The sequence below is a fragment of the Colwellia sp. MB02u-6 genome (genome assembly GCF_014077095.1).
Classification (GTDB): Bacteria; Pseudomonadota; Gammaproteobacteria; order Enterobacterales; family Alteromonadaceae; genus Cognaticolwellia.
The window spans coordinates 328,101-351,447 of record NZ_JACGVG010000027.1 but is presented as its reverse complement, the minus strand read 5'-3'; the positions used below and the strand labels follow the sequence as shown (position 1 = coordinate 351,447).

20 protein-coding genes are annotated in these 23,347 nt (G+C 39.0%); 10 read left to right on the top strand and 10 right to left on the bottom strand.

Going from position 1 to position 23,347, the window contains the following annotated elements:
* The first annotated feature begins 154 nt into the window (after positions 1 to 154).
* The 3 genes from H4J46_RS03975 to H4J46_RS03965 all read left to right on the top strand — a co-directional run bounded on the left by H4J46_RS03975 (position 155) and on the right by H4J46_RS03965 (position 3,578).
* On the top strand, positions 155 to 1,906 hold the full coding sequence (locus H4J46_RS03975) for a HAMP domain-containing sensor histidine kinase (RefSeq protein ID WP_182232244.1): 1,752 nt from the start codon (positions 155 to 157) through the stop codon (positions 1,904 to 1,906).
* 178 nt (positions 1,907 to 2,084) lie between these two features.
* Complete coding sequence (rdgC, locus tag H4J46_RS03970) at positions 2,085 to 3,005, top strand: recombination-associated protein RdgC (protein WP_182232243.1); 921 nt, start codon at positions 2,085 to 2,087, stop codon at positions 3,003 to 3,005.
* A 342-nt stretch (positions 3,006 to 3,347) separates the two neighbouring features.
* Positions 3,348 to 3,578: a hypothetical protein gene (locus tag H4J46_RS03965; RefSeq protein WP_182232242.1), complete on the top strand. Its 231-nt coding sequence runs from the start codon at positions 3,348 to 3,350 to the stop codon at positions 3,576 to 3,578.
* A gap of 173 nt (positions 3,579 to 3,751) precedes the next feature.
* On the opposite strand, the gene H4J46_RS03960 is transcribed toward H4J46_RS03965, so the two are convergent.
* The 4 genes from H4J46_RS03960 to rppH all read right to left on the bottom strand — a co-directional run bounded on the left by H4J46_RS03960 (position 3,752) and on the right by rppH (position 8,631).
* Positions 3,752 to 4,585: a thymidylate synthase gene (locus H4J46_RS03960; RefSeq protein WP_182232241.1), complete on the bottom strand. Its 834-nt coding sequence runs from the start codon at positions 4,583 to 4,585 to the stop codon at positions 3,752 to 3,754.
* Between the two features lie 203 nt (positions 4,586 to 4,788).
* Positions 4,789 to 5,583, bottom strand: a complete 795-nt coding sequence (locus H4J46_RS03955) for a sulfite exporter TauE/SafE family protein (RefSeq protein WP_182232240.1) — start codon at positions 5,581 to 5,583, stop codon at positions 4,789 to 4,791.
* A 47-nt stretch (positions 5,584 to 5,630) separates the two neighbouring features.
* Entirely contained in the window at positions 5,631 to 7,907 is a 2,277-nt protein-coding gene (gene ptsP / locus H4J46_RS03950; RefSeq protein WP_182232239.1) for a phosphoenolpyruvate--protein phosphotransferase, read from the bottom strand.
* A 217-nt stretch (positions 7,908 to 8,124) separates the two neighbouring features.
* Positions 8,125 to 8,631, bottom strand: coding sequence for an RNA pyrophosphohydrolase (gene rppH, locus H4J46_RS03945; protein WP_182189832.1), 507 nt, complete (start codon positions 8,629 to 8,631; stop codon positions 8,125 to 8,127).
* 216 nt (positions 8,632 to 8,847) lie between these two features.
* Between rppH and mutH the strand changes: the two genes are divergently transcribed.
* Positions 8,848 to 9,525 carry a DNA mismatch repair endonuclease MutH gene (gene mutH / locus H4J46_RS03940; protein WP_182232238.1) on the top strand — a complete coding sequence of 226 codons (678 nt, stop codon included), beginning with the start codon at positions 8,848 to 8,850 and terminating at the stop codon, positions 9,523 to 9,525.
* Between the two features lie 82 nt (positions 9,526 to 9,607).
* A complete protein-coding gene (locus H4J46_RS03935) occupies positions 9,608 to 11,125 on the top strand; it encodes a sensor domain-containing diguanylate cyclase (protein ID WP_182232237.1) in 1,518 nt (505 codons plus the stop codon).
* A gap of 125 nt (positions 11,126 to 11,250) precedes the next feature.
* Here the strand turns inward: H4J46_RS03935 and H4J46_RS03930 are convergent, their stop codons facing one another.
* The 6 genes from H4J46_RS03930 to H4J46_RS03905 form a co-directional block, all read right to left on the bottom strand.
* Positions 11,251 to 12,141, bottom strand: coding sequence for a D-hexose-6-phosphate mutarotase (locus H4J46_RS03930; RefSeq protein ID WP_182232236.1), 891 nt, complete (start codon positions 12,139 to 12,141; stop codon positions 11,251 to 11,253).
* A gap of 390 nt (positions 12,142 to 12,531) precedes the next feature.
* Positions 12,532 to 13,791: an amidohydrolase family protein gene (locus H4J46_RS03925; protein WP_182232235.1), complete on the bottom strand. Its 1,260-nt coding sequence runs from the start codon at positions 13,789 to 13,791 to the stop codon at positions 12,532 to 12,534.
* Positions 13,792 to 13,801: 10 nt separating this feature from the next.
* On the bottom strand, positions 13,802 to 15,184 hold the full coding sequence (locus tag H4J46_RS03920) for an amidohydrolase (protein ID WP_182232234.1): 1,383 nt from the start codon (positions 15,182 to 15,184) through the stop codon (positions 13,802 to 13,804).
* 246 nt (positions 15,185 to 15,430) lie between these two features.
* Positions 15,431 to 15,736, bottom strand: coding sequence for a DUF1289 domain-containing protein (locus H4J46_RS03915; RefSeq protein ID WP_182232233.1), 306 nt, complete (start codon positions 15,734 to 15,736; stop codon positions 15,431 to 15,433).
* Between the two features lie 101 nt (positions 15,737 to 15,837).
* A complete protein-coding gene (locus tag H4J46_RS03910) occupies positions 15,838 to 17,394 on the bottom strand; it encodes a SulP family inorganic anion transporter (protein ID WP_182232232.1) in 1,557 nt (518 codons plus the stop codon).
* 288 nt (positions 17,395 to 17,682) lie between these two features.
* Positions 17,683 to 18,354 (bottom strand): GntR family transcriptional regulator, encoded by a 672-nt coding sequence (locus H4J46_RS03905; protein ID WP_182232231.1) that lies wholly within the window; start codon positions 18,352 to 18,354, stop codon positions 17,683 to 17,685.
* Between the two features lie 324 nt (positions 18,355 to 18,678).
* Between H4J46_RS03905 and H4J46_RS03900 the strand changes: the two genes are divergently transcribed.
* From H4J46_RS03900 to H4J46_RS03880, 5 genes are all read left to right on the top strand, one after another.
* Positions 18,679 to 20,436 carry a Na+/H+ antiporter NhaC family protein gene (locus H4J46_RS03900; protein WP_182232230.1) on the top strand — a complete coding sequence of 586 codons (1,758 nt, stop codon included), beginning with the start codon at positions 18,679 to 18,681 and terminating at the stop codon, positions 20,434 to 20,436.
* 465 nt (positions 20,437 to 20,901) lie between these two features.
* The gene (locus H4J46_RS03895) at positions 20,902 to 21,639 is read left to right on the top strand and encodes a DUF1538 domain-containing protein (RefSeq protein ID WP_220462919.1); all 738 of its coding nucleotides are present in this window, start codon (positions 20,902 to 20,904) and stop codon (positions 21,637 to 21,639) included.
* A gap of 42 nt (positions 21,640 to 21,681) precedes the next feature.
* Positions 21,682 to 22,461, top strand: a complete 780-nt coding sequence (locus H4J46_RS03890; protein WP_182232229.1) for a DUF1538 domain-containing protein — start codon at positions 21,682 to 21,684, stop codon at positions 22,459 to 22,461.
* Positions 22,451 to 22,801, top strand: coding sequence for a P-II family nitrogen regulator (locus H4J46_RS03885; RefSeq protein ID WP_182232228.1), 351 nt, complete (start codon positions 22,451 to 22,453; stop codon positions 22,799 to 22,801). The genes H4J46_RS03890 and H4J46_RS03885 overlap by 11 nt, the downstream gene beginning before the upstream one ends.
* Positions 22,798 to 23,199: a CBS domain-containing protein gene (locus H4J46_RS03880; protein WP_182232227.1), complete on the top strand. Its 402-nt coding sequence runs from the start codon at positions 22,798 to 22,800 to the stop codon at positions 23,197 to 23,199. Before H4J46_RS03885 ends, H4J46_RS03880 begins: the two co-directional genes overlap by 4 nt.
* Positions 23,200 to 23,347: the final 148 nt, after the last annotated feature.

Sequence of the window (23,347 nt, the reverse complement as noted above, 5' to 3'; positions counted from 1 at the left end):
AAATTAACGCTGTTCCCTTTTTATCGCATGAATTATGCTGAAAACATAGCGCTGATTTATCACTCAAATTATTAATTAAAGTTGTTAACTTTATAATAACGTTAAACTACTTTAAAACAGCAAAATAAAGTAACACTAACAAAAGAAAACTTTAATGAAATCAAATAGCCTGTCACGAAAGTTACTTACACGAGTATTGTCATTATATTTTGTTCTGACATTTATTGTTACTTGTGTACAAATTGGTGCCGAATACATCAATACCAAAAATCACATTGCCAATGAATTACTCACCCTAGAAAAAACTTTTAGTGGCAGTCTAACCCGAGCAGTATGGGAACTAAATACCCAACAAGCGATATCTATTGCAGAAGGCTTAATTGCTATTCCAATGATTAAAGGCATCACAGTTACCGATGAAAACAATCTCATTATCGCCCAATTAGGCTTAACAGCTGATAAAGAAACGCTTTATATTGAGTCAGTTCGCGATGACGTTAACAACCTTGAATATTTTAGTGTTAGCTCCCACAGCGAAGGATTATTTGGTCATGGCTTTCCATTAATTTTTGAATTTTCAGGTCGCACTACTAAAGTTGGCTCAGTGACCTTATTATCCAGTAATGAGGTCATTTTTAACCGAATACAGGTAGGTATTTATTTTCTTATTGGTAATGCCATGGTGAAAACCGCCGCACTGGTGTTGTTATTTTCCTTAGCTTTTTCAAGCCTTTTGACCAATCCACTTAACGCACTAACCGAACAAATTAATCAATTTGATATCGATGACCCTGAAGCCTCTAAATTGCACGTAATTAACTATGAGAATAACGAATTAAACATTCTGCAAAACGCCTATAATAATTTAATTGATGAACTGGTGGCGTATAAAGACAAACTCGCCCTAGCCCAAAGCAACATTATATCCGCTAACAATAAACTTGATGAACAAAACCTGATACTTGAACAAGAGGTAGCACGTAAAACCTCATCATTAAGTACCTCGATGTTAAAAATGGAAATGCAACAACGTGAATTATTAACTCAGCAAAAAAATCTACAAACCGAAAATGCTCGCAGAAGCACCACAGAAAAAACTTTGCTCGAAACAAATCACGAATTAAAAAGTTCTATTATTCAATTAAAAAAAGCACAAGAGCGCTTACTTGACGCAGAGAAAATGGCGGTACTTGGCAGTATTTCCGCCGAAGTGACCCATGAAATTAATACCCCAATAGGCGTCAGTATAACCTCCACATCTTACCTGGCAGATTTACTCACTGCGCTTAAAGCAGACATCAAAGACAATAAACTCTCGAAACGAGTGCTTAATGACTTTACCAAGAATTCAGAACAAGGTCTTAATTTAGTGTTAAACAACCTCGAACGTGCCTCTGAATTGGTCACGAGTTATAAACAAGTGGCGGTTGACCAGATAAGCGAAAAAATTCGTCAAGTCAATCTGGGCAAATATATGGATGAAATCATCCATTCATTGCACCCTAAATTAAAAAAAACCCAACACAAGATTGAAGTATATTGTCCCAACGATGCTGAAGTTTATTGCCACGCGGGCGCTATTTCTCAAATATTTACCAACCTAATCATCAACTCAATCATGCATGGCTTTAAAGATATAGAGCGCGGTGTAATTACCATATTAGTACAAATCAACGGTGAACATGTGCATATAACATATAAGGACAATGGCCACGGGTTATCTGACGAACAATTAACACACCTCTTTGACCCATTTTATACTACCGCAGGAAATAGAGGCGGCACAGGCTTAGGCACTTATATCGTTAATAACCTGGTAAATGACACTTTAAATGGCAGCGTTAGTGCAAATTCGGCTCTTAAACAAGGGCTAAGTTATGATATCAAGTTTGATAATATGCACTAACTGCTCCTTGCCTAATGAGATTAATCTAAGGCGTGCGTGATGGAAACAAGTACGGTAATATACCCGTTCAACGTACCTGCTCAACTTTAAGATACTGATTTTAGCTTGAAGTTGAACGGGTATAGTGCCCTCGTTTTTCAATTATTCGCCCACTTTTATCGGGCCTAGGATCATCTTAATGTGGTTTAAAAACCTATACTTTTTTGCCTTTACCCGCCCTTTTGATTGTTCTGAAGAAGATTTAGAGAAACAATTATCTGAGCATTTATTTACGCCCTGTGCTTCAACTGAACAATCACATTTTGGTTGGGTTAATGCCTTAGGCAAGCATGGCGACTCAACTGTTCACGCGGTAAACGGTAATTATTTATTGTGTGCACGCAAAGAAGAAAAAATTCTACCCGCTCCTGTTGTTAAAGACATGATTGAACAAAAAGTAGCGCAATTAGAAGCAGAGCAATCACGCGGCGCCACTAAAAAAGAGAAAGAGCAGTTTAAAGAAGATATTATTTTTGAGTTACTACCACGAGCATTTTCTCGCTTTAGTGATACTCGTGCTTATATTAATGCTGTGCATAACATTATTGTTATTGATACCAGTAGTCGTGGTAAAGCCGAAGACTTTTTGGCACTTTTACGTAAATCACTTGGTACATTGCCCGTGACAACGCCGTCACCAGAAAAAGCCCCTGATGAAGTTATGACCGAATGGTTAGTCGAAAGTAACTTAGGCGCTAACTTTCAATTAGGCATGGAAGCCGAGTTCAATGCCTTAGGCGATGATGGCGCAGTGGTTAGGGTTAAAAACCAAGATCTTACCAGTGAAGAAATCAAAGCACACTTAGATGCTGATAAATATGTCGTCAAAGTAGCGCTAGAGTGGGACGAATCCTTGTCATTTATATTGTGTGACGATTTAGCCGTCAAACGTCTTAAATTCTATGACGTTATTCAAGAGCAAAACGACGATATTGATAGTGATGATATTGTCGCAAAACTCGATGCGGACTTTGCTTTAATGGCCGGTGAGTTAAACCGTTTTATAGATCACTTGTTAGCTGAGTTTTCACTTAAAGCCAGTGATTATTTAGAAGCATAGTTTATCGCTAAAATAGTTAGTTAAAAAGGTGCTACTCAGCACCTTTTTTTTAAGTTTAAATTAACGGCTTGATCAATAATTAAATATTTCATAATAAACTATACAAAAATCGAATAAAACTAAAGTAGTAAACCTCTTTTGACAAAATAGTTAAATCATCCTAGGACATCACTATCTCAGTAAACTTAGCAGCACCTTCCAACACATCGCATCAGACTGAGCCAAAAAAATGGTGGTAATGGTTTCATACTTTTAGCTTTAATGGCTACTATGGCAACCTGAAGCCCTGATATCAAGGGAGTTGAAGCAAGAGATTCAGATAAAGCCATACTAAGTAATAAAATGTGGATAAAAAATTGCGCGTGTACAACGTTAGCCTATGAACCTTTTGTCACCCTAACTAACACTGAAGTTGATACAACTATATGCAAATCTGATGATTTTTTAATTAAAATAAGAACTGCAAATAATGAACAATTTTTGGAATGGGTTGACGTAGAAAAAATATCGCGTATTAAAACAGCCGCTATTCATTTTAATTTATTCAATCAGTGGCTATCCAGAGCAAACTAAATACAATTTCATCTGCATCCAATAATGGTGTAGTTGTATTATACCAAAAGTGGATTGGTCCAAATTTATTACTAAAACGTGTGCGATATCAAGGTAGAGGTTGTTTTGATAAAGAAAATTAAAAATTAAGGTTAGCAAAAGTGCACAACACTTTTGCTATAAAATTGGCTCAATTATACCGAAATAGCGGCTTTAATGTGTGGGTGAGCTTGATAGTTTTGTAGTTCAAAATCTGCGAAAGTAAAATCAAAGATACTTTTTACTTCAGGATTAATCCACATATTGGGTAATGGCAAAGGCTCACGCGATAATTGCTCGTCGACTTGCTCAAGATGATTTAAATATAAATGCGCGTCACCAAAAGTATGGACAAAGTCACCCAGTTCTAAATCACAAACTTGCGCGATCATCATAGTAAACAAGGCATAACTAGCGATATTAAATGGCACACCAAGAAAAATATCTGCACTTCTCTGGTATAGCTGACAGCTCAATCGGCCATTTAAGACATAAAACTGAAACAGCGTATGGCATGGTGGTAAAGCTTGTTTTCCCAGTGCCGCATTAGCGGCTGGACTTATCGAGGTATCAGGTAATAACGCAGGGTTCCAAGCGGTAATGATATGGCGACGTGAATCAGGATTATTTTTTAAATCATCAATTAATTGTGCTAATTGATCAATAGTTTCACCATTTTGTGCCGGCCAGTTACGCCATTGCACTCCGTATACTGGGCCAAGCTCACCTTCATCAGTGGCCCAAGCATCCCAAATTTTCACGCCATTTTGCTGTAAATAAGCGATATTCGACTCACCCTTTATAAACCACAATAATTCATGAATTATCGACTTAAGATGACATTTTTTCGTGGTTACTAACGGAAACCCTTTCGCAAGATCAAAACGCATTTGATGACCAAATATACTTTTAGTGCCGGTACCAGTACGATCAGATTTTTCAACTCCTTCGTCTCTAACATGGCGCATTAAATCAAGATATGCTTTCACTAGGTTTTCCTTTAACGTTATTAATTAGAACAAATAGTTTACGCCAAATACCGTAAGGCTAAAGCGGTAAACTTAACCACTGATTTTTACATGGTCAGTTTATCAGTATTTGGCTTTTTTTGCGTGAAATTGTTGATAAAGAAGAGCCTAATTATCGACAATTAGGCTCAATTATTTTTACAAAACTGAGCGACGCCAACCCGTTAATACCACATCATTTTAATGGCAACTAACATCAAGAAAATGGCAAAGCCTTTTTTTAAGTAAGGTAAAGACAATTTAGCACCTGCCTTTACACCAAGTGGCGCAAATAATGATGAGGTTAATACAATACCTAATAAGGCCGGTAAATAGATATAACCGATACTCCAGGGTGGCAAGTCGCTTTGTCCAAGACCAATAATAACATAGCCCAAAGCACCAAAGAACGCGACAATAATACCACTTGCTGTGGCCACACCAATTGCTTGGCGCATAGATAATGAGCAATACATTAAAATGGGTACCAATATAGCGCCACCAGCAATCCCCATCAAACTTGCTAACAGACCTGTAAACAGCCCAATACATTGTAATATCCAGTTGCTAGGTAGCGCTACACTGCGCTCAACTTTAATCGATAAAAACATATAAGCCGCTAAAATAAGTACTGCGCTGGCAAATATTAGCGTTAAGGCTTTTAACGACAGCATGCCGGCAATAACGGCGCCAAGCATAGCACCAATAGCCACTGTTATGACCAATCTTTGAGCAATTGGCCAAGGAATATTACCATTTTTATGATGGGCGAAAGCCGCAGAAGTGGAAGTGAATATGATCGAAGCCAGTGATGTGGCAAGTGCCATAGGAAAGGCAAGCTCTGCGCTTATGCCCAATAACGGTAATAAATACACCAACACCGGCACAATAATAAGCCCACCACCAATACCGAGTAAACCAGCAAAAAAACCCACCACAGCACCCAGCAAAGCACAGGCTAGAAATACGCTAATAAACATCACAATCACTTACTTTAGAGTGGCGTAATAACAGCATTAAAAAACGCTTATTGTAATCTGGCATGCACAAAGTCCCCTAAACCTAATTTAACTAATTGCTCATGCATATAACTATGTACATCACTGGTATTGGTAAAGCTCAATACTCGAACTAAAATTTGTTTTAACTGCTGATAGTCAACATGACGAATAACCCATTTCACTTTCGCAAGACTATGAGCGCTCATGCTCAAATTTTTATAACCCATGGCGATTAATAAAAGCACACCGGTTGGCTCATTGGCTAATTCTCCACAGATACTTAATGGCACATCTCGATGTTGGCTTTTTTCTGCGATATAGTGCAGCGCACGTAAAACCGCAGGGTGATAAAAATCATATAAACTCGCTACCCGGCTATTGTTGCGATCAACAGCCAATAAATATTGAGTTAAGTCATTACTGCCAACAGAGAAAAAATCAACTTTATCTGCTAAATCTTCTAGCTGAAAAATAATGCCCGGCACTTCAATCATCACACCCACTTGTGGCCGTTCTAAAACGTCATTTTCATTACAAAACAATTCTGATGTAAGCTCATAATACGCTTGATTAATCAGCCTATTGGCTTCATCAACTTCAGTGATACTAGAAATCATAGGTAACATTATAGCTAAGTTACCCAACCCATAATTTGCCTTCATCATTGCTCGCACTTGCACTAAAAATATTTCAGGATGATCTAAAGTAATTCGAATACCACGCCAACCTAAAAAAGGGTTAGCTTCAATAATGGGGAAATAAGGTAGCGATTTATCACCACCAACGTCTAAAGTTCGCATGGTGACAGGCTTATCTGGGAATGATGCTAAAACTTGCTGATATAACTCGGTTTGCTCTGACTCAGAGGGAAAACAACTCCGATTCATAAAGGGAATTTCAGTACGATATAAACCCACACCATCAGCACCAACGTTTTGTGAGTATTCAAACCCTGCTGATAAACCAGCATTAATCAACAAACTGACATGATGACCATCTTGGGTCGATGCCGGTAAATGTTCTTCCTCTTTTACTTGCGCGTATAATTTATTTTCTGCCGCTACAATATGTCGATACTCATTAATCAGGGCATCTGCGGGAGTAACATACAGCTGGCAACCATAACCGTCTAAAATAGCCTGTTTTTTATGCAGCTGACGAATAGCAAGATAATCAACGCCCATAATTGCTGGAATATTCAAAGCTTTCGCTAAAATAGCCGTATGAGAATTATTTGAGCCGGTGATTGAAACAATGCCCAACAGCCCAAGATGTTGGTATTCAGCGAGCATGGCTGCACTAACATCTTCTGCAACAAGTATAAATTTCTCAGGTAATTGCTGATCCTCTTCTGCCAAGTTTTGAATATTATTTAATAATCGATTACCTAAATCTTTAATATCGTAGGCACGCTCTCGCAAATACTCATCTTCCAAACTTTCAAACTGCATAACATAGCTATCAACAACCAATTTTAAAGCACTTTGTGCATTCCAAGCCAGTTTAATTTTAGCAATAACTTCAGCTTTAAAATTATCACTTTGAAGCAACTGCTTGTAAACATCAAAAATATCGAGACTGTTATCTGAAATTATCGCTTTTAATTTTTCACTCATTTGAGAAAACTCAGCAAATGTGCGACTTGCTGCATCATTAAAAATTATTAGTTGCTGATGATTATCACTGACTTTGTTAAGCGCTATTTTAGATAAGTCAGCTTTAGGGTGCACCACAATCATTTTACCAATAGCCACGCCTGGTGAGCCGCCTATACCCGCAAGGTTTTTAGCCATATTTTGGCTATAACTTAATTCAATCATACCTTGCGCTTCAACACTGGCTAATGCGGTGGCAAGTTGTGCCGATAGCGTGACCAAAAATGCTTCTTCATTCTCGTTAAAAAAACGTGCCTGTTCTTGTTGTACGGTTAATATGCCCAAGACTTTGCGCTGGTGAATAATTGGCGTACCTAAAAAAGCTTTAAAATGCTCTTCTTCGACTTCTGGCGCATGAATAAAATCTGGGTGTTGCTGAGCGTTGGCAATATTAATTGGCTCTTCACGTTGCCCGACTAAGCCCACCAATCCTTCGGTAAAACCAATACAAGTTCGGCCAAAAGCATTTTCGGCTAGGCCATTAGAGGCCATTAAAATGAAATGCTGCTTCTCATGATCCGCTAAATATACTGAACAACATTGGGTGGAGAGTGCGTTTTTAACCTGACTAACTAAACGTAATAACGCTTGGTCAAGCTCTGAAGCCTGACTAAACTCTAGAACAATTCGACGCAAAATAGTAAGCATTACCATCCCTTTAGATAAGTTGTTTTGGACTCTTCAATACGACTAAGAGACAAAGCAGCCTGATTGAAGTGACCTATGCTAAGTTAGCAGCTATTAATGAAGTCTGTTATGTCATCCATACTCATAACTCATTCAATAATTCAATAATTTTAAACTAAATAGCTCACCGAAGTGAGCTATTTTACAAAACATAATAATAATCTAGGTTGAACAATAATCAAGCACGACGTCGACGACGCTCTTGACGATGACTAGGCATTGCCGCTAAGGCAAATTCTTTCATCACCTTGCGATAAACCTCACGTTTAAATGACACAACTTGCCTAACGGGATACCAGTAAGAAACCCAACGCCAATCGTCAAACTCAGGATGATTTGAATGCAATAAATCAACCGCTGATTCTGGTGCGGTCAATTGCAGTAAAAACCACTTCTGCTTTTGACCAATACATACCGGTAAACTTTCGTGCCTAATTAATCTTTTTGGTAATTTATATCTTAACCAATTCTTAGTGGTCGCTACAATTTTAACATGTTCAGGTTTTAAACCGACTTCTTCGTCTAATTCCCGGTACATAGTTTGCTCTGCAGATTCACCCTCATCAACGCCACCTTGTGGATATTGCCAAGAATGCTGACCAAAACGCCTTGCCCAAAATACTTGTCCTCTGTCATTGATTATTACTATGCCAACGTTGGCTCGATAGCCTTCGGCATCTATCAAAGGAACTCCTGACAGCATTTAATAATGCTTTGATTCTTCCACATTCTGCACTTTTGGGCAAACACTTATTAACACAAAGCACCACAATATGCCGGTATTAACCTTTGCTTGTTCATAACATTTTACATGTTTAACATGTAACAAAAAATAATTGCCTTGCTCAAAGACTCAAAACTAAATGATAATGAGCCAAAGAGCCTTAACACAGAGCCAGCCTTGAATAGCAATAAAAGCCCTAAAAACGAAGCAGAGTTACTCATACGAGCACAAAACCTTGCTGGTATGTCGCTAGGAGAAATTGCAAAATTGATTAACGTTGTTGTGCCTAAAGACCTAAAACGTGATAAAGGCTGGATAGGCTTATTGCTAGAGCAAGTATTAGGCGCTAGTGCTGGTTCACGACCAGAGCCCGACTTTCCACATTTAGGTATTGAGCTAAAATCATTACCGATTAATTATCAAGGTAAGCCTTTAGAAACTACCTTTGTCTGCGTTGCCCCGTTAACAGGTTTAGTCGGCGCCCAATGGCAAACAAGTCATATTCGTAATAAAATCGCGCGGGTGTTGTGGGTACCTGTTATCTCTGAACCTAGCATAGCAATCGCTGATCGTATTGTTGGCACAGCCTTTATTTGGTCGCCTTCACCAGAAGAAGAACACCTACTCGCCCTCGACTGGCAAGAACTCACTGATATGATAGTGCTGGGGGATGTGGAAAATATTCATGGTAAGCATGGGCAAGTTTTGCAATTGCGACCAAAAGCGGCAAATAGCCAGGCGAAAACCCAAGCATTTAATCGTCTTGGTCAACCCTTTACAACCTTACCTCGTGGCTTTTATTTAAAAACAAGCTTTACGCAGGCGCTATTAAATAAGTACTTACGTATTAACTAGCTATTCATTAGGCATTTATTAGGCATAAGCTCATCGCTAACACGATTGTATGCTCACTAAATTGTAAAATTCGTAGCTAAAATTGACTAACCACGTTATAAATACTCAAACATTAACACTCGGCACTAATATCTGCGCAATGAAGCTCAATAATAAATTTGATCGCTACGTAGCTGTAATATTTTTCGTTACAATCACTACTGCTATTTTAACCTCTTATTTCACCTTAAAAGACGTTATAAATAACCACAATAAACAAGTGCAAAGTGCTATAACGCCACTGTTTTCTTTAATCGCTAGTGAAATACTTCGCCCGTTAAATGTGGCAAACTTTATGGCGAATAATCATTTTATTATTGATTATGCCAATCAAGAAAAAATAGAAAAAGACTACCTTACTTCTTATCTAGAAAAAATTGCCAATTCATATAATATGGTTGCATTTATTGCCTTGGAAAAACATAACTTGATGCTCGACTCTGATGGTCGAGAATCCATGTTAAACAGTGACGAAACTGAATGGTATAGTCGCCTCAAAGAATTACCAGGCGAGCAATTTACTGACATAGGTAATTCTGAAGAGCCACATTTATACTTTGATAATAAAATTCGCAATATCGACGGTGAGTTTATTGGCTTTACCGGCGTAGCCATTGACCTGAATTATTTTTCCATTAAATTTCAAGAATACAGTGATCGCTTTGGTTTTGAATTATTCTTTGTTGATAGTAATAACATTATTACCTTATCCTCCAATAAAATTTTGGAATCAAAAAGCCATCATCGCCAAGACTTAATGACGCGATTAAATGATTTGCCTTGGCACCAATCGCTACTTAAGAATAATGCTACGGATATAAACTTAAGCACAGAACTCATCTATACCACTGATGAAGGTTTGTTAATTTCTCAAATGCCGATAAAAGAGCTTAATTGGCGCATGTTTATTGTGTCGCCGCCCGCTGATCGGCAAAGCGAATATTGGGAAATATTTATTGGACGCTTTCTGCTTTTTTTCATAGTCGCCATTCTTTTTTATATGATGCTTTTATATAGTATAAGTTATTTCAAATCACGATTAATTAAGCAGGCAGAAACTGACCATCTAACCCAACTGCCAAACCGCAGCCATATTCATTGGCGGTTTAATCATATTGTTAAAACCAATCAAAACCTTTGCCTAGTGTTAGCTGATATTGATAACTTCAAAAATATTAATGACACCTACGGACATTTAGTTGGTGATGATGTATTGCGAATTATTGCTGAGCAATTATCCCAAACCATACGAAAAGTTGACGTGGTAGGCCGCTGGGGCGGCGAAGAGTTTATGATGTTGTTACCTGAAACAACCGCCAAACAGGCACATATTATTGTTGAACGCATTAGAAAAAATATCGCTGATATTTCTTTTCCTATATCAACAACTGGCAGTTCATTTACCAGCACAGTTAGCTTCGGTATTTGTGAATTACCGGTGAAAAATAAAACCATCAAAGATTATATTGAAAGTGCCGATCAAGCGTTATATCAAGCTAAAAATAATGGGCGAAATAAAAGTGTTATTTTTACTAATAAAACTGAATCTATGGCTAGGTAAACTTTTAACAACAATAAATTACCTAATAAAAAATAAAGTGTATTGGTTTCAAAAGCACTGATTAAAACCTCAGCTTGAGTTCGTCACACAGCGATACGATAATGTAGATAAAAGTGTAGAAAAAGTTATCCTATCGCCTTTAATTTAATGGTTTGGCTGATGCTGACACTAGTTTGACTAGCTATTGCTTGCCAGTGAGTATTTGCGGCTTCTAGGCAAATAAATTCATTTTCACCATGAGCATGTAAATCAGCCATGGTTTTAGTCTCTTCGCCCGGATTCCATAATACCCACTGCTGACAACCTTGACTCGATACTTCAATCTCTCGTTGCCACTTTTGGTCAACAATAACCATGCTATTGTTACTGTGATAAATACGGTCAGTTGGGCCAAGACAATTTTTTAACGCTGATTGTTGGCGATCGCTGCCACTTAGTTTGTCATCATAAACCACATCATTTAACGCTGGAATTTGTGTCTCCTGTGCATTGCCAACACAAAAATAGCTATGCAATGCTCCGGTATATTCTACCGTTTGCTGAGATAAATTTTTCATGGTTAAAGTTTGCATAAACGATTCATCAAACACCAGTGTTTGTGTTAATTCAAAAGCGCCTGGCCAATGGGGTGAAAGTTGCTCGCCGGTGAGTGATAATGTTATTTCAAGGCCAGAAATTAACATTTTAATATCAGCGACTTGCCATTGGCTTTGCCTAGCAAAGCCATGATTACTGACTTTATTTAACTCACCATTAGGTAATTTAACCTCTCCACCAAACCATGGCCAGCATAGTGGCACACCACCACGAATGGCTTTGCCTAAACGATAGTCACTAGTCTCACTCAGCCAAAACACCGGTTGTTGGCCGTGGGGTTGCCAACTTAGCACTTGGCCACCATACAAACTTACCGAGCCTTGACCCTTTTGATGAACAAAGCGCAGCGCTTGTAAGCCTTTTGCCAACTCATACAACTCAATATGACCAAATTCATTTTCTAACAATACTTCTCGCATTTTTTATCTCTAAAATTTATATGTCTATGGTTTACATGTTCGCCATTTACTTGGCTATGACCTATTTTTCTGCAGTACTTGTTCAGGGAAGTGTCAGTTAACCCAAAACTAACCGCATAAATACTCAACTAAAGCTGAGCATTAGCTATTGAAACTAACTGACTGACTGACTGACTGATACGAGTCATAAACACAAAAATTTATTATTGCAATTTAAATAATGAGTATTTTAGACAATTAAAAAGATGGTGGAAAGCGTTAAAGTATTCCGATCGACTTTCAATGGCTTAGTTCAATAGTGCAGATCAACTGTTCAGTAGTAAAGCATAAATTACGCAAAAAAAAGCCACGTATTAACGTGGCTTTGATAGTTCACATTATATACTCAAATTATTTTATGTAAGCTTTCGGCATATCGCTTGGCGTTGTATAGCGATCGCGCAAGGCATCTTGGCGGCTGTGAGTCGAATACTCTTGCCCATTAATCCACATCTGACTAACCTTGGTACTTAGTTCGAATGGATCAGCACTCCATAAAACTAAATCAGCAGTTTTCCCAACAGCAATAGTACCACTATCAAGATTAAAAGCCTTGGCAACATTAGCGGTTACCGACGCCAGTGCAGTGTCACGTGATAAGCCATTGGCAATAGCATTACCGACATGAAAGCGCAATTGATAAAGTTTGTGCGTATCACCATTTACTGTCAAGGCCACACTCACGCCAGCTTGCGTTAACTTAGCCGCATTTTCAAGTGACACATGTAAAGCATCAAAACTGCCCGGTAAGTTATCTAACGCTGTCATCACAACAGGCACTTTAGCATCAGCAATTTTATCAGCAATTAATACTGCATCAGCTGCACCCACTAGCACTAAATCTAGTGAAAATTGCTCTTTCATTTTTAATAAAGCCAAAAGATCGGTGGCACGATCAGCATAAGCGACCAAGGCTTTTTCACCTGCGAGTAGCGCATTAATAACTTGCGCTTCACGACTTGGCTCTTTTGCTTCTTTTTGATCTTTCGTGTTTGTAGTTTTCTTGTTTGCTTTCGCTAATTCTTTAACCGCATCTTCAAATTTAAATTGTAAATTTTGTAAGCTTAACGCGCGCGAACCTTTACTTTTCGCGCCTAGGTCAATCACCACACTATTGTTATTCATCCGAACACTATCAAACTCTCCAGAAAGGTCGGCAACAAAAGTTTGGCCTTTAAACATATCGTCACCACCGCGAGGCGCAACAACATTACTGGTAATGCCACCTTTACGGCTATAAGGAATAACCGTAGAACGTGGATTAAAGGCTAAACTTGCATCAAAGGTTATATTGGCTTTTTTATCGCTAGCATCGCGACTACGTGAAACCGCGCTAACTTCCACTAAGCCTAATTGGTTCATTGAGCCAATTAAACCTGGTGTTAAAACTTTTCCTTTCGCATCAATAATACTATCGGCGTTAATTGTCTCAGGGTTGATAGCAATCACTTTGCCATTTTCAACTACTACTGTGGCGTTTTCAAGTACACCTTGCTCTGTTACTGTGTGTACTGTGGCATGAGTAATAGCAAAGCTTTGTGCAAAACTTGCGCTTGAACTCGCTAGTGCCAAAGCAATTAGCGATGATTTAAATAATGTTAACTGTTTCATTTTATTCACCTTATCTTTGACCCAACATAAAATCACTTTTCGCTTGGTATTTTTCATCAAAACGGTCATATACTTTTGCACCGTCAACAAATACCTGTTCGGCTTGTGCATAAACACTAAATGGGTTTTGATTCCAAATCACTACATCAGCATTTTTACCCATTTCTAAGCTGCCAGTTTTATCCGCTAAACCCAAAGATTGTGCTGCATTCGCCGTGATCCAGGTTATCGCCAATTCTGGCGCTATATCAAAACCGTTTTCGTTGGCACGATACATAACTTTACCAGCTTCTTGGTTCAAACGTTGAATGGTATTAGCTGAATCAGAATGTACTATTGCGCAAGAGTTTTTTACAGCATCAACAATAGCTACATTTTCCTGCACCATATCATAGGCTTCCATTTTAAAACCCCACCAATCTGGCCACATTGCTGCACAGTTACCATTTTCAGCTAGCGTATCCGCTATTTTATAAGCTTCAATAGCGTGATGAAAAGTACCTGACTTATAATTAAACTCTTTACCAAGATCGATCATCATCGCCATTTCTTCAGCTTTATAGCAATGATTATGAATTAAAATATCACCATCGAGTACACCTTTTAAGGTATCTAACTCAATATCACGCTTAGGGGCGGCAGGGTTTTTACCGGCAGCATAATCAGTGTCATATTTCTCCCACGCACGTTTGTATTCGGTTGCTTCTGCCCAAGCCATGCGGTAACCGGCCATATTGCCCATACGCGTAGAAGGCAATACTTTACGCGCACCGTAAACCCGCTTAGGGTTCTCACCACAGGCCATTTTTAAGCCATAAGGTGCCGCTGGAAATTTCATACCTTGCATAGTCTGACTAGGGACGTTGCGCAATGTAACACCACGGCCACCAAATAAATTGGCTGAACCTGGTAAAATTTGTAAGGTGGTAATACCGCCAGCGCGCGCTTTTTGAAAGCCAGGGTCTTGCGGCCAAATGCTGTGCTCAGCCCATACTTCAGAAGTATTAGGCGAACTCATTTCATTCCCGTCAGAATGCGACTCAACCGATGGGCTTGGATATACCCCTAAGTGTGAATGTACATCAATAATACCTGGGGTTATCCATTTGCCATCAGCGTCAATTTCAACCGCGCCCTCGGCAGATAAGTTGTTACCAATTTTGTTAATTTTACCGTCTATCATTAAGACATCGGCATTTTCCATACGGCTACCTGTACCCGTTAATACCGTCGCGTTTTTAATCAGCGTGGTTTGTAACGGTAATGCTTTATAGGTGCTTGGATATGGGTTTTTATTAATAACAACTTTTTCGTCTTGCTGTTCGCTTTGCAAACAACCGGTCAAGGCAACAGAAAGTGCTGCCATCACTAGCGATGGTAGAAATTTTTGCATAAATGTATCCTGTTTTGCTCAAGAAACCGCAGAAAAACATTATATTATTCAACCGAGTTTGTATGAGCTTATTATAATTTAATCTAAGCGATTTAACGTAAATATGAGGTTAACTACCGCGCGTTAGCACAATATTATTAGCTACAATATGATGAATTGTCTTCGACAACAAGTCAGACATATAGGGGAGTTGAGCAATTGCGTTGAACTGCCAACTATCTGCGATAAATGGGCGCTAGTAACTATTTAAAGTTCAAAATCGCCAAAGTCTACATCGCTGCTGTTGTCGATATTAGACTGACTTGGGGCTTCAAATAGCGAAGCTTGCTTATTTTCAACAATCACTTCGGCTACTTTACTTTTTGCTGGCTTGGTTTTACGATTTTTACGCTGTAAGCAACGTTTTATAACTTTTTGACGCTGGTTGGCAGTTAATGAAAGCCAATTTAAGCGTTCGTCCCGGGTACGAAAACAGCCCAAACATTGGCCTTTGTCATCAGACTGACAAACACCGATACAAGGGCTAGGGACATCAAAAAATTCTAACTGCATCTAATTATACTTTGTGTAATACCAATTAAATTTGGCCATTGGGCAGATACCATTAAGTAGATACTACTAAGTATCTACTTAATGTAAACCTAAACGCTGATTTAACCCAGTTTGTCAGTAGCGATATAGTACTCAGGATCTTCAATCACGTTGATTTCTACTAAGCTACCGGCTTTAGTTAACAGTTGCGTGCATTCTCTACTTAAATGTCTTAAATGCATTTGCTTGCCATGACTAATATAACGATCGGCTAAAGTATCAATAGCTTCAATGGCTGAATGGTCAGCAACACGTGAATCTTTAAAATCAACAATAACGTCGTCACTATCACCTTCCAAGTCAAATTGCTCTAAAAAGCCAGAAACAGAACCAAAAAATAACGGCCCAGAAACATCATAAACCGTTGAACCCTTGTCATTTATTGAACGGTGAACAACTACATGTTTGGCGTGTTCCCAAGCAAAGACCAAGGCGGAAACAATAACACCCACCACAACAGCTATCGCTAAATCAGTGGCAACAGTCACCCCAGACACTAAGATAATAATGAAAGCATCAGCTTTTGGCACTTTACCTAAAATACGAATACTCGACCATTCAAAGGTACCAATGACGACAATAAACATGACACCAACAAGCGCTGCTAATGGAATTTGTTCAATTAAACTCGAGCCAAATAAGATAAAGCCCAGTAGCGCAAGTGCCGCTGTAACACCCGACATACGACCACGACCGCCTGAATTAACGTTGATCATAGATTGACCAATCATCGCACAACCACCCATGCCACCAAAAAAGCCAGTAACGGTATTTGCTGCGCCTTGTGCAATACATTCTTTATTACCATGGCCACGCGTACCGGTTAATTCATCAATTAGCGTTAACGTTAGTAATGATTCGATTAAACCAATAGCCGCTAAAATCAGCGCAAAAGGTAAAATTATTTGGAAAGTTTCAAAACTAAATGGCACGCTTGGAATACTAAATTGTGGCAGACCGCCGGCAATAGAAGCCGCAGGATCATTGGTCATATCACGAACAAAATCGACTACTGTTCGAGCATCTAAATCAAGACTTTGCGCTAAAAGTGTGACCACAACAATAGCCACCAGTGATGACGGTATGGCTTTAGTCAACTTAGGTAAAAAGTGAATAATCGCCATAGTTAACAAGATTAGGCCAAACATAACTAACAATTGGCTGCCTTGCATCCAGGCTAAAACACCCGCTTCGTTAGTGACCTTAAATTGCCCTAACTGAGCAAGAAAAATCACAATAGCTAAGCCATTAACAAAGCCAAGCATAACCGGATGCGGCACTAAACGAATAAATTTACCTAGCTTAAATAGGCCCGCAAGTATTTGCAGCACCCCGGTTAACACTACCGTGGCAAATAAATATTCGACACCATGAATCGCGACTAAGCTTACCATCACAACGGCCATTGCGCCGGTAGCACCCGAGATCATCCCTGGACGACCACCGAATATAGCCGTGATCAAACCCACTATAAAGGCGGCATATAGACCAACAAGGGGGCCAACACCGGCAACAAAGGCAAATGCTACGGCTTCAGGTACTAAGGCTAAAGATACCGTTAAGCCTGATAAAACATCATTTTTTAAATTTGCCACTTTACTGGCGTGTAGTTCAAACATTATTTTCTCTACTTTGATTAGAACATCAAAAATACAAGCGTAATTTTACAATCCAGCTTGGTTTTCAAAATTAGCTTGTATTTAAATACTTTGGTTTCCCCAAAATGCCTTAATGGTCGGCAATTCAAGCGAAAACTATACGAAAATCGCTATTTTTTGGGGTTTGAAGGCGCGGGTATACTATAGATATATCTATGAAAAGTCAATATTCGCTCAAAAATACATCAAAATCAACCAGTCGTTCGCAAATTTAAAAGCGTTGTTTTATGCAAGATTTAACAACGATAGTTAACCGTTAATTATCGCTTCACGTTCATTTAAAAAAGCTTTGATCTCATCACGAGAACCGAGAATATGTTGCTTTAATAATGCTACTGCTTTTTCAACGTTACGGGCTTTACAGAGCGCTAAAATTTCATTGTGTTCAGATTCTGCTTTAGAAATACCACCGGCCCAAAGCAAGTGCATACGAATATAACGGTCAGCATTTTTGTTTAGGGTACTAACCAAAGCTTGTGTTTGTGGGCGTTCAGCTCCAGAGTATAAGCAATGATGATAATCAGAATTGAGCTTACTCCAAGTATTAACCGCGTTCTCTTTACCTAGGGCCTTATTGAGTTTATTCAATAACTGTGTCGCCTCTTCCAGCTTTTCATTACTAATCTGTGGTAACGAATAAGCTAGTAAATCAGCCTCTAACATGGCTCGTAATTCAAAAAGCTCATCGACTTGATTGGCATTGAGCTCAGTTGCTGTGGCACCTTTATGAGGCTCAAAATCAACTAAGCCTTCACCTTCTAGCTGCAGCAATGCTTCTCTAACGGGGATTCGACTGACATTTAATTCAGCGGCAAGCGCGGCTTGTCTTAAAGGCTGACCCGCTTTAATCTCGCCACTTAATATTTTTTCTCTTAATGTTTCGACAATTAATTGAGTTCTAGTTTTATATACAATGCTCATATTGGGCTTCCTAAAAATATTACCGCTATTATAGGGTTCCGCAGGTTAAAAACAAAATAATAGCGCAATATCTAGTCTATTAAATACTTTTTTTTTGCTTCAAATACGCTTGTAGCGCATTAAATTGGCAGTAAATTAAATATCATGAGTGCTTTGATTCATTACTCGGTTAATTTTGCACTTAATTTTCTTTTATACCCTAAAAATTCTGTTATCGTAAACTCGACATTATGACCCTTGAGCTCACTTGCTATTGCCTTTGGCTAAGGTAAGTAAAAACAAAAAGTCTCATACAAATAACAATAAAAATAAAAGAGTACCTGTATGCCAAAAAACAATAGCATCGCCTTAGTGGCCTTTATTTTTGCCATTTTATCCGCAATTTATATTAAACAAATTATCGCGCCACACTGGGTAGAACAAAGTTATGTGTATGATGTCAGTACCAACAATAACGGTGTCTCGAGTTATATTTATAAAGGTCAAAAAGTTATTATTGAACAGGTTGTTGATTATCAAAGTTCGCCACTTAACCAAAGTAACCTAAGCAATCTAAGTAACCTGAGTAACCTGAGTAACCTGAGTAATTCAGCAAACTCACCCGCGCTTGAGCAACAATGGGTTCGAGATAAAAAGCAGCAATTAAAATTACTCAAACCAGCCTTTCATTTTGGTTTTTGGTCACTCCTGCCTGCCTTTATAACCATTGCATTGTGCTTATTAACCCGTGAGCCCCTCACGGCATTACTCGGCGGCGTAGTCGTTGGTGCCATTATGTTAGGGCGCTACGACTTAACCGACAAAGTTATTATTCCTAATCTTGCTAAAGAAGGCACTGCCGCACTGCTATTACTGTATTTATGGCTGTTGGGTGGTTTATTAGGTATCTGGTCTAAAACTGGGGCAGCACAAGCTTTTGCCAATTATATGACCAAACATTTTGTTAAAGGCAAAAAATCAGCAAAACTAGTTTCATGGTTATTGGGTATATTATTTTTCCAAGGTGGCACTATGAGTACTGTGTTAGTTGGCACTACCGTCAGACCTTTAGCAGACAAGGCGAAAGTTAGTCACGAAGAAATGAGTTACATTGTTGATTCCACCGCATCACCTATTGCCTCCATATTAGCCTTCAATGCATGGCCTGCGTATGTTCAAGCTTTGATATTTATTCCTGGTGTTTCTTTTTTAGCCACCGAAGCTGACCGGATCAGTTTTTTCTTTCAAAGTATTCCCTTTAGCTTCTACAGTATGTTTGCGGTTGCTGGGACTTTGCTTTTAAGTCTTAATATCACCACTTTTTCTGGCAAACGTATACGAGCAGCAAAGCTACGTGCTGAAACAACCCATCAACTAGATGCCCCTACTGCCAAGCCTTTAAGTGCCAAAGAATTACAAAGTACTGACATCCCTGAGGGTTATAAACCTCACGTCCTTGAGTTTATTTTACCTTTAGTCACCTTAACAACAATTGCCATTGGCAGTTTTGTTATGCTGGGCTCACCTAAAATTAATTGGGCTTTTGGTGCGGCTTTAGTACTTTCTGCGGTTATTGCCTTAATAAAAGGGATGTCGTTAAATCATGTGGTTGATGGTTTTGGCAACGGATTAAAGGGCGTAGTGTTCGCATCGGTCATTTTAATGTTAGCGGTGATTATTGGCAGTATCAGTAAAGAAACCGGTGGTGGCTTATTTTTGGTGTCTTTACTTGGCGAGCAACTGCCTTTTTGGTGTTTACCCGTAATTTTGCAACTGATGACTATGATCATTGCTTTTTCTACTGGCACAAGTTGGGGCACTTATGCCATCGCATTTCCTTTAGCTATGCCATTAGCTTGGGCCATTTGTCAGAGCCAAGGGGTAGCTGATCCTGAGCTATTTATGATGCTCTGTTTTGCCTCTGTGCTCAATGGCAGTGTTTTTGGCGATCAATGTTCGCCAATTTCTGATACCACTATTCTCAGTGCCATGACCACAGGCTGTGATTTAATGGACCATGTAAAGTCGCAATTAGTCCCCGCAACACTTGCGGCATCATTAGCAGGAGTGCTATGGACCCTAACCGCTTATTTTTTCGCCTGATTAATATTCTGTGGATAAGGTATTAGTCATATCACAAGTTATTACTCATAGGTCATTGCTCATGGAGCATTACTTATAGCTTAAGTTTATTTGCTATTGCAAAAATAATAATAACGCCGTTTGTCTTAGCAAAAAAACTGAATTGTCTAGGTCACTTTTGATTTAAGCTGAACTGCGAATAAGCTACGTTATCTAACAGCGCAGACCATTAGCCTATATCAGTCTTGTGGGTAGCAAGTAATAACTTATTATTACTTGCTACCCTTGCCTTTATTCCCCCAATACCCTAATACTTTCATACCCAGAAAAATCACATTTTAATCAATATCATACAAATTCAGTTGTGCAAAGCTGTTGATTTAAACCGCAGTTGCTTAACAATGAGCTGCTAGCTTGTTTTGGATCAAACTCTGTTTAATCACGCTCAGTATAATAAAGTTTTCCCTTGGCATTTTTTATAGTGATATGAAACAACAGTTAATGATTTTCCTCAAAGCACTTTTTGGTAGCTGTAAAGACTTACTGCCCATAATGCTAGTTATTGCATTTTTTCAATTTGCCGTTTTACAACAACCTATGCCAAACCTCAGTGATATTTTTGTTGGTTTGATTTTAGTGATACTGGGTTTAACCTTTTTCATTTACGGTTTAGAGATGGGCTTATTTCCTATTGGCGAGTCTATGGCAAAAGCGTTTGCACAAAAAGGCAGTACAACTTGGCTGCTAATATTTGCTTTTTGTTTAGGCTTTGGCACCACAGTTGCCGAGCCCGCCCTGATTGCTGTTGCCAGTGAAGCAGCCACTGTTGCTGCTAGTGGCGGTATTATTGGCGCAACAGACATTGCACAAAACGAATACGCTAATGGTCTGCGTTATACCGTAGCCTTTGCTGTTGGCTTAGCCATTGTTATGGGGGTTTTACGTATTCTTCGTGGTTGGCCAATACAGTACCTTATTTTAGGTGGCTATATCGTAGTGGTTATCATGACCTCATTTGCACCAACCTGGATCATCGGCATTGCCTATGACTCAGGCGGTGTCACAACCTCAACCATTACCGTCCCTTTAGTCACCGCACTGGGTGTCGGCTTAGCATCAGCAATTAAAGGCAGAAACCCTATGATAGACGGTTTTGGTTTAATTGCCTTTGCCTCACTTACCCCAATGATTTTTGTCATGTTATACGGCATGGTATTAAGCTAATGAGCGCAATAAATTTATTGCTTCAGCTCGGAGCACACTAGCTTGAATTTGCTAATAGAGTTTTTCGGCATATTAAAATCAACCGTCATTGACGTATTACCTATTTTATCGATTATTGTGATTTTTCAATTATTGGTGATACGCCGCCCTATTCCTGACATAAAACAAGTTGGCTTTGGCTTTTTCTACGTCTTAATTGGCTTAGCATTTTTCTTATTAGGCTTAGAAAAAGCTTTGTTTCCACTAGGAAAAATAATGGCTGAGCAATTAACCGCTAGCGAATTTATTAATGCGGGCGCTGTCATCAGTTGGACTGACTATACTTGGGTATACATTTTTGCCGCTGCAATAGGTTTTAGTACCACCATTGCCGAGCCCTCACTGATTGCCGTAGCATTAAAAGCAGAAGAAGTCTCTGGTGGCGGCATTCGAGCTAACAGCTTACGTATTGCGGTGGCTATAGGTGTTGCCATTGGTATCGCTTTAGGTAGCTATCGCATTGTTGTTGGGCACCCCATACATTACTACATTATATCGGGTTATATCCTGGTGGTTATTCAAACATTTTTCTGTCCAAAAATAATTGTGCCCTTAGCATATGACTCGGGTGGCGTCACTACATCGACCGTTACCGTGCCACTAGTCGCAGCTTTAGGCTTAGGTTTAGCGAGTACCATACCCGGCAGAAGCCCTTTAATAGATGGTTTTGGCCTGATTGCCTTTGCCAGCTTATTTCCAATCATTGCGGTCATGGCCTATGCACAAATTAGCCAACTACAAACCAAAAAACTAACTGAAAGTGAGAATAGTAATGCACTTTAAATTGATCATTGCATTCATTGAAGATGACGTTACCGAAAAGGTAATGAAAGAAGCTCGTATGGCTGGTGCTACGGGTGCCACAATAATTAATCATGCCCGTGGAGAAGGTATTAACCGCCAAAGAACATTTTTTGGCCTGCAACTAGAGTCCCAACGCGATGTATTATTATTTGTTGTTGAAGAGCATTTGTCTCGAAAAATTTTAGAGCGTATCGCTAACGTCGCAGGTTTTGATGAAGAACCCGGTAAAGGTATTGCCATACAAATTGATATTGAGGATGCCGTAGGGGTTGCCCACCAAGTTGAGCGTTTAAAAGGTAAAATTGAGGAAGAACTATGAACACTAAATTAGTGCAAGTAAAAGACGCGATGACCACTGACAGTTATCACTTTACCGATGGCATGGTCACAGTAGCCGAAGGAATAAAACTGGCAAAAACACATCATGTGTCCGCGTTAATTATTAACAAACGCCATGAGAATGACGAATATGGCTTAGTGTTATTGTCAGATATTGCTAAGCAAGTTATCGCAAAAGATAGGTCACCTGAGCGGGTAAATTTATACGAAATTATGGCTAAGCCATTACTGTCAGTTTCACCCGATATGGACGTGCGTTATTGTGCACGCCTATTTGAGAATTTTGGTATTAATACCGCTCCTGTCATTAAAGACCAGCAAATACTTGGCTTAGTCAATTATACCAACATGGTACTGACTTTATTAGCTGAAGACTAATGGGCTAGCCTTTGGCACTAAAAGCAGCCTAAACCTGAGCTATTTAAGTTGCTTTAAGCTGAACTAATAACATTAAATAAATTGTCCTATTGCTAACTTTTTTTAACATAAGCCCCCCCCAATTTTATCACTACTTTTATTTTAGGTC